Source organism: Romboutsia weinsteinii (assembly GCF_002250835.2).
GTDB lineage: Bacteria > Bacillota > Clostridia > Peptostreptococcales > Peptostreptococcaceae > Romboutsia_A > Romboutsia_A weinsteinii.
Map to the genome: position 1 here is coordinate 1 of NZ_NOJY02000076.1, position 10,875 is coordinate 10,875.

Sequence of the window (10,875 nt, forward strand, 5' to 3'; positions counted from 1 at the left end):
ATTCCAAACCATCTATTATTAATTATTTCTTTATTCGTTTTATCTATATCTATATATGGATATTCTTCAAACTCTTCATCTATATAAAATCCAACAAATATATTTTTTATTCTATTTTTTAGAAATTTATACTTATTCATAGTTCCTATCTCCAAATCTTTTATTTTCATTATATTACAAATTTCAATGTAGTACAATTAAGCATAGAAACATAAAAAAAGGAAGGATGTAGAAGCAAGCATGATATGACTGAGCATCTTGATGTTACAGAGGCGTTTTTGGATGAGGTGCTTGATTGTTATGGAGCTTGTTTAAAGTAAAAAGGTATTGTTTAAAACAATACCTTTTTTGTATTTAAGTTATCTCTATCTGTGTTGGCCTAAGTACTAATAATTTATCCAAGTACTATCTTAATTTTTTATATTCCTATTGAAGGTATAATAAGTTCCTACAAAATAACTCACATAAATCATAATCATCAGCACTATACCTACAATCATATTTAAAACAAACAAATTATCACCTATATAACTAGCAATAAAAGATTCATATACTAGGTAGAAATTATAAATAAATACTACAAATCCTATAACCCCAATTACTACAGGTATTATAAAATATATACTTATTTGTTTTAAAACTATTTTACTAATCTTGTGTTCTTCTATTCCTAACTTTCTTAAAACTTCAAATCTATCTCTATGCTCAATAGAATCTGTAAGCTGGCTAAGTGCAAGTACTGTTAAGCTTATCATAAGTAAAACTGTTCCTAAGTATAACCCTAATATTCTCATACCCAAAGTAGCATTTACTATTTCACTGGTTTCTGCTGACTTTATACTTGCATCAGCAAAATAATAAGAGTCATCATAGTTTTTCATTAATTCTTTATTGTTATTCTCAAACCAAGTAGGTATATATTCATCTTCAAATTTAATAGCATCTTCATAGCTCATTTTATTATCAGTTGTAACAAATAAATTTACACCCGCACTTAATAGTTTTTTACATATTTCATCAGGAAGTATAATAACATTACTTGCAGGAAAGTTGTAAATACCTTCTCCTAAGGATTCTTTATAATATGTATTTTCACTTATAGCTAAATCCTTATCACCTACTTTTATAACTTTATTTTCTTTTATATATTTATCAATTTCCGTATCTTCAGTAGTTCTATCCCATTGAGTTGTGTATTCATTATTATCTAAATGTACTTTTTCATAACCTTGCATACTTCTTAATTTATTAAAATCACTTAAACTTATAGCCAATGCTGGCGTATCATATCTATCTCTTTTATAAAAGTCATCTTCACCAATAAAATACTTTTCTACCTCTTCATACTCATTTATCTCTACTCCAGAGTTTTCTAAATGATTTATTACTTGTGAATAATTATACTCAGGCATGTCCTCTATTTTATGTATACTTCTTTTCTCATCTTTTCTAAAATCTGAATATGCAGTTCTAATCTCTATATCAAAAGGAACCCTATAGTCTAAGAATCCCAAGGACCATTGAGACATCAAAAGTGTAAGTACCAAACTTATTGATGCTCCTAAAAATGTTAAGGATATAGTAGCCATAAGTATTGGAGCTGTTTTTATTTTAGATACAATAGAGCCTAGTAAAAAAAGATTTGTTCCTTCGTATCTGAAATTCACCCATTTTTCCTTTATTCTTATAAGTATATATGCTATTGAATAAAACAAAGCATATGTCCCTAATATAAATGATATTAAAGAAACAAGCTCTACTAACAGCATTTGATTTGTACTTATTACAGAGTTACTTCCACTTGCATTATCCTTAGAATCTAGTATAAATTTGCTAGAGTACACAAATATACTGTATAGTGCTATGGATATTAAGAACACTCCTGTATAAACCCTCTTACTTCTCTTAAACTTAAATTCACTTACTCTACTACTGTTCATCATATCTATAAGTTTTAGCTTATTTAAAACTCTAATATTATAAACTCCTACTAAACAAAACATCCCAATAAAAAAAGCAAATGTAATACCTATAGTATCCCAATATAACTTAAATGAAAATACAATTTCTTGTCTAGTACTCATATACACCATAGCTGTCACAACTTGTGAAAAAAGTGTTCCAACAAATATTCCACATACTATGGCTAATACTCCTACTAATAGCATCTCAACAAAAAACATAAGTGCTATTACCCTTTGCTCTGCACCTAACAATATATAAGTTGCAAACTCTTTTTGTCTTCTTTTAATCATATACTTACTTACATAGGCTACAAGTAAAGCTAATATCGCTGTTATAAAATAAGTTGAGTACTTTAGCATCTTCTTTAAGTTCTCAAAATTAAAGGTATCTTCTGTTATTAATTCATATCCAGAACTAGACAAAGATGTAAATGCGTAAAACAAGCTTACACACATTGTTATTGTAATAAAGTAAATTAAGTAATCTTTAACTGCTTTGCTTGCATTGTTTATAGCTAACTTAACGTACATCCCTTACATCACCACCTAACAATGCAACTACATCTAATATCTGATTAAAAAATTGTTTTCGTGAATTACTGCCCTTTACTAATTCCGTAAATACCTTTCCATCCTTTATAAACAAAATTCTATCACAATAACTTGCTGTAAATGAGTCATGTGTAACCATTAATATTGTAGCCTTAAAACTCTTATTCATATTAGAAATCATTTCTATTAGCATTTGAGCCGACCTAGAATCTAATGCTCCAGTTGGTTCATCTGCAAGTATCAACTTTGGATTTGTAATTAATGCCCTTGCACATGCAGTTCTTTGCTTTTGTCCTCCTGATACTTCATAAGGGTATTTTGTTAATATCTCTTCAATTCCCAACTCTCTTGATACTACTTTTACTTTACTGTCTATTTCATCCTTCTTAGTTTTATTTATTGTAAGTGCTAAAGCTATATTTTCATGTATAGTTAAAGTATCTAATAAATTAAAATCTTGAAAAATAAACCCTAAATTTTCTCTTCTAAACTTTGCAATATTCTTTTTGTTTATTTCAGTTAGGTCTTGATTATTTAAATAAATATGACCAGAACTTACTTCATCAATAGTTGCTATAGTGTTTAGTAAAGTCGTCTTGCCTGAACCAGACGGTCCCATTACTCCAACAAATTCCCCTTCTTGAACTATAAAACTTACATCATCAATTGCTTTTAATATATTCCCTTTGTTTCCGTAGTATTTTTCTATACTTTCGATTTTTAATATTTCATTCATATTCATCACCTCAAGGTTATTTTACAATATTTATCCTTGTTTTGATTTCATTTAACCTTTCATTAATGTTACACTTTCGTCACACTACAATATAGGTTTAATCAAACTTAGAAAAGTTTCCTCTTGGAAAAATAATATTAACCTCTGTATATTCATTTTCTTTAGAATTAATTTGTAGCATCAACCCTAGTTTATCGCATAAGTTTTTGCATAAATATAGCCCTATTCCTGTTGATTTATGATTTACTCTACCTTTATTCCCTGTAAATCCTTTATCAAAAACTCTATTTATCTCACTTTTAGGTATACCTATTCCATTATCATAAACTCTTAACATTACTCCATTTTTAATTTCACTAGAATATATCTTTATAGTTGGATCCTGTATTTTTCTATACTTTATAGAATTAACTATAATTTGATTTAGTATAAATTCTAGCCATTTACTATCACAATACACATTTTTATCTATATCCTGTAATTCAATATCAATATTATTTAATATTAATACTTGCTTATTTCTTGTAATAACTTTGTTAATACATTCTTCTAAATTTATCTCTTTTACTAAATAATCTTTTTCTACATCCTCACTTCTAGCATAAAAAAGTGCTTGTTCTACATAAGCATCTATTTCTTCTAATTGTTGTAGTACTACTCTTGATGTTGATGTTTTATTATTTTCTTGTATCAATTTAATAGCTGATATAGGCGCTTTTACTTCGTGTATCCACTTTTCTATATATTCTTTATAATCTTTTTGCTGTTTTTTAATTATATTTATTTCTTCTCTCATTGATTTACTAGATTTTCTTAAAATTTCATAGTACGGTACTTCCTCTATATATTTTGGTTTTTCAATTATTTCACTTAGTATATATTTTTTATCAGTATTTTCAATGTATTGTCTTATTTCTTTAAAGTATTTACTCATAGATATATACTCATAATATAGGTATGTTGCTAGTACTATACACCATGTTATTAATATGATTTTTATTACCTCAAATGTATTTCCTACACTAAATAGAAATATAGACAAAACTATTAAAGCTAATATATTTAAAAAAATTACACCAGTTCTTTTGCTTAAATATTGTCCTACATTCATATCATATACCCTTGTCCTCTTTTAGTTTTAATGTAATCTATTACTCCTAATTCGTCTAACTTACTTCTTATTCTAGTAATATTTACCGTAAGTGTATTGTCATTTACAAATAATGAGCTATCCCATAAATATTCTAGTATATCTACTCTTGAAACTATCTTTCCTTTGTTTATTAATAGATAATGCAATATCTTCATTTCATTTTTTGTTAGCTCTACTGATTTATGATTATACTCAATTGTACTGGTTAATATATTTAGGGTTACTCCATTATATTCTAACTTATCTATTGATTTTTCATTTGGATAAGCCCTTTTTAATAAGGATGCTATCCTAGCTAAAAGTATTTGAGTATTATAAGGCTTAGTTATAAAATCATCGCCTCCTAGTGTTATCCCCATCAGTTCATCAATGTTTGTGGCTCTACTTGTTACAAATATTATAGGAACCTTTGAAAAGCTTCTTATTTCTGTACATATTTTAAAACCATCTACATCAGGTAGGTTTATATCTAATAGTATTAAATTAGGGTTATAGTCTTTTACTTGTTTTGCAATATTACTGAAATCATTAATTTTTATTGTTTTGTATCTATTTAAATCTAATAAGTTATGTATTTCGTTTCGTAGCAATTCGTTATCTTCTATTATCATTATAGTAAACATATTTTTTCTCCATCTAATATAATATTGTTTTATTTGAATAATCTAATTATATCTTATTTTAGATTTATGTAACTATTTTCTAAATAAAAAACACATTGATAAAATTATCAATGTGCTTTCGTGGACTTAAGTTGTGGAGACGATTCATAACAATCATACCCACAATTTAGTTTTGCACTTTTCTACATAGATTTTGCCCCCAGGAGTCATACAAGGATAAGGTCCTTGTTGCTAATAATTTTACACACCAATTCTTATTTAACTAATAATAGGTAAAAGTTGGTGTATTATTAAAATCTATACTTCTATTTTTAATTCTTGTGCTCCACTTAATTCTTCTACAATGTTGTCTACCGTACTTATATAATTGTCGTGTTCTTCTTTATTCTTAAAGTGTATACACGATTTATAGATTTTCTTTCCCTCCATATTTGTTATATCTAAATCATAATCGATTATATTTTCACTCTTCTCTTTATTTACCTTAGTGACTATAATATTGTAGATAACAACTATCGTAGGTAATACTATAGTTGAGCCTAAAATATTACATTCAAAGTTTCCAGATGATTGAAAAGCTGCACCTTTTTTACCAAGAAATATATCTTCGTCTAATTCTTTACTCGCCTTAAGATTCAATTTATTTATATTTATATTTTCTTTATATGGTTTTTGTTTAACTAGAGTTGTATATAACTCCTCTAGTGAATATATATCTTCTCTACTTATATTTTCTTTTGGTATAACTTTTATATCTATTAGGCTAGTTACTTCTAGCAACTTTTGATAGAAGTCAATCATATCGGACACTGCATCATTATTTATATTGGTTTTAAATTCATGAGCTCTATCTCCTAAATCTATTCCCGCAACTTTAAGTTTACCTTCTCCAAACGCTTTATATAATTTAAAATTTTCTATTAGTTGTTCTAGCGAATTACAACTTTCAAAATTTATATCTATATTAAAATCTATTTTTGGCTCTTTTAAATCCATCATATATGAAAACTCTAAATCACTTGAGTCTACGCTCTTAATATTTATCTTATTTATATCTTCTGATGCTTGTCTCTTTACATTTATTATTTTTTTTACATTATCACATTCTAATTGTAGAGTAAATACTTCAAATGGAATAGGTAATAATACAAGTTCACTAGTAGATATTTTTTCTGCGCTGAACGGAAATTTAACCATATCCTCTACTTTAATTATTTTCGAATCTATTTCTATGCTATTTTTAAATTTTAATGGTTGTTGGGAGCTATATGTATATTGTAATATTTCATCAATGCTCTTATCTTTTAATTCTTTTGATATTATGAAAGATTCTTTCTTAATTATTTTATTAATATCATCTGGTATCATTATACAAGCTCCATCATTATTAGGCTTATAATAAAATCCTTTAGGTAAATCTTTTTCAAGTTGCTTAAGTATTGAGTTTGGGATACTAGTTTCTCTTTTTTGAAATGCTTTTTTGAAATTTGCGCACATATATTATAAATCCTCCCCTATTGAATCTAATATAATTATTTTTGATGCTAAAATAAATTTTTCTTCTATCGATATATCAATCTCATTATTAATATATTGTATAATATCATATCTATCTGCTTCGTTTTCTAACAATAGATACTTGATATCACTATATTCAAATTTTAACCATAATTTTTCATAACTTAATATACCTTTCGAAAATGTATTATATGCAGTCTGATTCATATAAATTTCATCAGATATAACTTCTGGTAAATCAATATCATTAGCTATACTTGGTATATATCTCCATTCTTTTTCATCATGAAAATTTGTAGATTCATATTTATCTTTTCTATACATTTCACCTTGTAAAGGTTTTATAAATATCAAATGTTCTAATAAATAATTCTTATACGGTTCTAATATTTGCTCATTCACATCTTCATCTTCTATCTTAAATAAATCTATCAATTCCTTAAATATTCTTGATTTATCATTTATATAATGTATTGGTTGTATTCCATTTTTAATTCCCCATGATTTGTTCATCCCGATTCCTATATTTCCATAATTAGAGCAATGAAATTTGATTTTTTGAACATGTATATCACAAAAACAGGTCATAGGAAAGGCTATTTTATTAACTCCATCTAATCCTAAATAATCTATTACCTCTTCATAATATCTAGGTATAAAAGCCTTATTTCTTAATATCAATTTTAAATACTCAGTTTGTCTCATAAAATTAAATAATGAATTTGCACTTTGTACAGATAAAATAACTTTATCTCTATCTTTATACACTAATCCTTCCGTTTGTATCTGATTTAACTCGCTCACTTTTACTTTTCCCCCTTGTATACCTAAATAAATGCTATTTGATATTGAGTTTTTATAATTGTGTTATCTATGTATAAAAAAAGGAATTTAGCAGCCATAAACCGTTTAAATTCCAATGTTTTTTCGATTAATTGTTTGATACAATTCTCAACAATCAAAGCCACAACTTATATAATTATTCTTATATTATAAATCTTCTATAATATTAATATATCAACTCTAATAATGTTTTAACTGTTCCAATTTATACTATCTAATTCATTTATAAATCTTTTTCCGCATTCGTATTCAACCATCTTTATAAAATATGCATGCCCATAAAGATATTCTTTGTAAAAAGATTTCCCTTCATTACCTGTATATTTTAAATGTCCATATACCCCAAATTTCTTACAAAAGTAAATATGCTGTCTTAAACTCTTTTTTAGTTCTTTTTTTACACTAAGTCTGTCATTAACAACTAGACCTGTAACCTCTTGCCTGGATTTTCTATACTGTATTTTAAGTTTATCTAGATTTACTTTAAATCCTTGGCTTTCTATTATTGATTTAATAAATGGCACATGTACAACTATATCTCTATTTCCTGACATAGTTATATCATCAGCGTATCTACTATAATCACTATTTATTTTTTTAGCTAAACCATCTAATCTTAGATCTATATTCATCATTATTATATTTGCTATATATGGGCTTGATGGTGCACCTTGAGGTAAAGTATCTTTGTAAGTTAGCAACTTTGATAGTACATAACATAACTCTTTTGTATAACCTAAATTATAAAACATATAAAAAACCTTATTAAAATCTATACTTGGAAAAAAGTTACTTATATCTATATTAACTACTACATCTTTTTTAACATGATATTTAGCATTATCTACAATACTCCTATTTCTTACAAATCCTGTTGCTTTATTATGAACTTTTATATTATATAATATATTATCTAATACCCATCTTTGTATTTTTTTTAAATTATAACTCGGCATTGATATTACTCTATACCTTCCATTCTTTTTTGGTATTTTAATTTCATTATAAAATTCATCAGTATTTACTAAGTAGTAATTTAAAGTTGCTAAGTTAATTCCCATAAGCAAACTTAAATGTTTTTTATCAAAAACTACTGGAACTTCATTATCAATTAATTTCTCTGCATATGTAATACATGCACTTTTATAATAATCATCATATTCTAATTCATTTAATTTTTTTTCTAGCCTATTTAAATAGTCCATTTTCCTCACCAATTGTATATTGTCAATAATCTCTACTTAAAATAAATAATATATCATATACCTAATAAACTAATTAAATCAGCTCTTTTGAAAATAGTTTTATTTGATTAAATTGGTTTTTATTTAATCCGATAAAACTGTTGAATTAAATTGCTTTTTATTTAATTCAACGCAGGACTAATAACGATCTTATATTAGTCCTGTATCTATAAAGAAACATTTCATCTTAAATAGCGACTCGCTATTAATTGCTAGAGATTATTGACTTTTTATATTATACCATATTTCACCTTATTTTTTTCATAAATTCATCTGGAATATAAACTTCTTCAATGTTCATTTTTTCATCAGTAAAGAGTTCTTCATCTTCACTCATTGTGTCAAAAAAATCTATATCTTTTAAATTATATTGATCTAAAACATTAATTCCAACTTCTGTCAGTTTATAATATTTATCTAAAACTAAAGCACCATATTCTTCCATATCATTCAATGTAGTTTCTATTTGCTTAAATGTTAATCCAAATAAATTAGATATCTCATTATATGAGTAACTAGATTTCATAGTATTTAGGTAGCTTAATATTAAAATATATTTATATTCCATTTATCCTCCTAATTTCTTTGCATTTCTATTTTGATTTTTTCTATTCTTTTTAGGTCTTCTTCTTGGTGTATATCTATGAAATAAAGGATTCCATTTTTTTTCTTCTCGCAACATCTCACTAGAAAGCCAAAAACTGCTTATTGTATTATTGGGAATATTATGTTCAAATCCAACTAGTAGTTGGCTATCTTCATATCCTAATATATTCTTATTATTCTGACCCCAAACATCTTCTTCAAATTTATGTAGTTTATCCTTATGCCCATATTCTAGCCTATCTAGATATACAAATACTTTATCAAATTCATATTTATATTTTAAATATATTTTTAAATCATTATTTTCTTGTTTAAATTTATCTATTTCAATCTTAGCAACTTTAGTAATTGCAACTAAATTTAAATATATTTCTTTCTCTCTAATAAAATCTATATTTTTTTCAAGAAATTTTATTATAGTCCCTCCAGTTCCAGATATATCATCAAAAAATATCACAGATTCAATATCATCTGATATTTCTTCTATTCCATGAACTATTGTATCTTTATATAAATATATATTACCTCTTTCTCTATCTATTTCTCTTATTAAAGGAATCATTTCACTTGAGCTATTATACACATTCCCAACAGATGGAAAATGGCATATATTTGTATAATCAATATCTACACATTTCAAGCATTCTATAAGTTGTTCTTCCATTATTTGTTTAATTTCTAATTTATTAAATAATTTGAACTCATTAAAAAGTTCTAATAAAATATTTTTTATCTCGATGTCTTCAGTATTATTTATCCAATTTAATAGCTTTTCTTTTATCCCCCTAGTATAATAAGTTTCTTCTCCATATTTCTCAATAAAAACTCTAATTATTTCATCTATATTAATTATATTATTTTGCATTCTTATAAACCTACATCAATCTCCTATTATTTACTTAATTTTTATTATATCAAATTTTTATAAATAGCGTGTGATATATATTATTTATACATTATTTTTATATTTGTTCATAAAATTTATATCTATGCAATATTAATCAATATACACTATTCACTACTTTTACTATAATAAATAAAAAAAGATATTGACTATTTAGCCAATACCTTTTTCGTGGATTTCAATGGTGGAGACGAATCTCACCGAACCCCAGTGTTACTAACTTTTTTATTTTTTCATAATTTTTTTCTATTACAATCAATCTCTCTTAGCAATCCTCCTCACATGATTTGCACTAAGATTATACTCTCTTCCAAGCTGACTAGCATTTGCCCCGTTGTACTTTCTCCCAATCTCCATATCCCTTGACATTCTACAAATCCTCTTGTAAGTTGGTATATAAATATTATCCCCTCCATACACCTTTACTATCTCAACAAACTTATCCTCTCCAACAATATCAATAATACCATGAAGATTTTCAGGTACTTCTTCAAGATCAATTCTCATATTTCCCACTCCCCTCTTACCTATAATTTTATACCAACTAGGAAGTTATCGCCACAACATTTTACATAATAAATATTGCAAACACAGGTTTTAACTACACACACCCTATTTCACCTACAATATAATTATCAAATGAAACTTCCTAGTAAAACTGTCTTATAAGTAATTTTATTTGATAATAAATTTATAGGAGGTAATACATATGGCTGTTGTTGTACTAAGAGA

The 10,875-nt window shown here is 26.0% G+C and carries 10 protein-coding genes; all 10 read right to left on the reverse strand.

Annotated elements, in window-relative coordinates; all coding sequences use genetic code 11:
- Nucleotides 1–410: 410 nt before the first annotated feature.
- Nucleotides 411–2,495: an ABC transporter permease gene (locus CHL78_RS18385; protein ID WP_116041676.1), complete on the reverse strand. Its 2,085-nt coding sequence runs from the start codon at nucleotides 2,493–2,495 to the stop codon at nucleotides 411–413.
- Entirely contained in the window at nucleotides 2,485–3,252 is a 768-nt protein-coding gene (locus CHL78_RS18390) for an ABC transporter ATP-binding protein (protein ID WP_094367499.1), read from the reverse strand. Before CHL78_RS18390 ends, CHL78_RS18385 begins: the two co-directional genes overlap by 11 nt.
- A gap of 97 nt (nucleotides 3,253–3,349) precedes the next feature.
- Entirely contained in the window at nucleotides 3,350–4,363 is a 1,014-nt protein-coding gene (locus tag CHL78_RS18395) for a sensor histidine kinase (protein ID WP_094367498.1), read from the reverse strand.
- Nucleotides 4,360–5,028, reverse strand: a complete 669-nt coding sequence (locus CHL78_RS18400; protein ID WP_094367497.1) for a response regulator transcription factor — start codon at nucleotides 5,026–5,028, stop codon at nucleotides 4,360–4,362. Before CHL78_RS18400 ends, CHL78_RS18395 begins: the two co-directional genes overlap by 4 nt.
- A gap of 297 nt (nucleotides 5,029–5,325) precedes the next feature.
- The gene (locus CHL78_RS18405; RefSeq protein ID WP_094367496.1) at nucleotides 5,326–6,525 is read right to left on the reverse strand and encodes an abortive infection system toxin AbiGii family protein; all 1,200 of its coding nucleotides are present in this window, start codon (nucleotides 6,523–6,525) and stop codon (nucleotides 5,326–5,328) included.
- 3 nt (nucleotides 6,526–6,528) lie between these two features.
- Nucleotides 6,529–7,350, reverse strand: coding sequence for an abortive infection system antitoxin AbiGi family protein (locus tag CHL78_RS18410; protein WP_094367495.1), 822 nt, complete (start codon nucleotides 7,348–7,350; stop codon nucleotides 6,529–6,531).
- A gap of 230 nt (nucleotides 7,351–7,580) precedes the next feature.
- Nucleotides 7,581–8,594: a reverse transcriptase family protein gene (locus CHL78_RS18415; RefSeq protein ID WP_094367494.1), complete on the reverse strand. Its 1,014-nt coding sequence runs from the start codon at nucleotides 8,592–8,594 to the stop codon at nucleotides 7,581–7,583.
- 286 nt (nucleotides 8,595–8,880) lie between these two features.
- Nucleotides 8,881–9,201 carry a hypothetical protein gene (locus tag CHL78_RS18420; RefSeq protein WP_094367493.1) on the reverse strand — a complete coding sequence of 107 codons (321 nt, stop codon included), beginning with the start codon at nucleotides 9,199–9,201 and terminating at the stop codon, nucleotides 8,881–8,883.
- Complete coding sequence (locus tag CHL78_RS18425; protein WP_094367492.1) at nucleotides 9,202–10,104, reverse strand: phosphoribosyltransferase-like protein; 903 nt, start codon at nucleotides 10,102–10,104, stop codon at nucleotides 9,202–9,204.
- 294 nt (nucleotides 10,105–10,398) lie between these two features.
- Complete coding sequence (locus CHL78_RS18430) at nucleotides 10,399–10,650, reverse strand: Mor transcription activator family protein (protein ID WP_116041678.1); 252 nt, start codon at nucleotides 10,648–10,650, stop codon at nucleotides 10,399–10,401.
- Between the last annotated feature and the right edge of the window lie 225 nt (nucleotides 10,651–10,875).

What these genes read in the sequence shown, in the direction of transcription:
- CHL78_RS18425 (WP_094367492.1), bottom strand. Translation starts at nt 10,104, where the DNA reads ATGCAAAATAATATAATTAATATAGATGAAATAATTAGAGTTTTTATT.
- CHL78_RS18395 (WP_094367498.1), bottom strand. Translation starts at nt 4,363, where the DNA reads ATGAATGTAGGACAATATTTAAGCAAAAGAACTGGTGTAATTTTTTTA.
- CHL78_RS18420 (WP_094367493.1), bottom strand. Translation starts at nt 9,201, where the DNA reads ATGGAATATAAATATATTTTAATATTAAGCTACCTAAATACTATGAAA.
- CHL78_RS18400 (WP_094367497.1), bottom strand. Translation starts at nt 5,028, where the DNA reads ATGTTTACTATAATGATAATAGAAGATAACGAATTGCTACGAAACGAA.
- CHL78_RS18390 (WP_094367499.1), bottom strand. Translation starts at nt 3,252, where the DNA reads ATGAATGAAATATTAAAAATCGAAAGTATAGAAAAATACTACGGAAAC.
- CHL78_RS18405 (WP_094367496.1), bottom strand. Translation starts at nt 6,525, where the DNA reads ATGTGCGCAAATTTCAAAAAAGCATTTCAAAAAAGAGAAACTAGTATC.
- CHL78_RS18385 (WP_116041676.1), bottom strand. Translation starts at nt 2,495, where the DNA reads ATGTACGTTAAGTTAGCTATAAACAATGCAAGCAAAGCAGTTAAAGAT.
- CHL78_RS18415 (WP_094367494.1), bottom strand. Translation starts at nt 8,594, where the DNA reads ATGGACTATTTAAATAGGCTAGAAAAAAAATTAAATGAATTAGAATAT.
- CHL78_RS18430 (WP_116041678.1), bottom strand. Translation starts at nt 10,650, where the DNA reads ATGAGAATTGATCTTGAAGAAGTACCTGAAAATCTTCATGGTATTATT.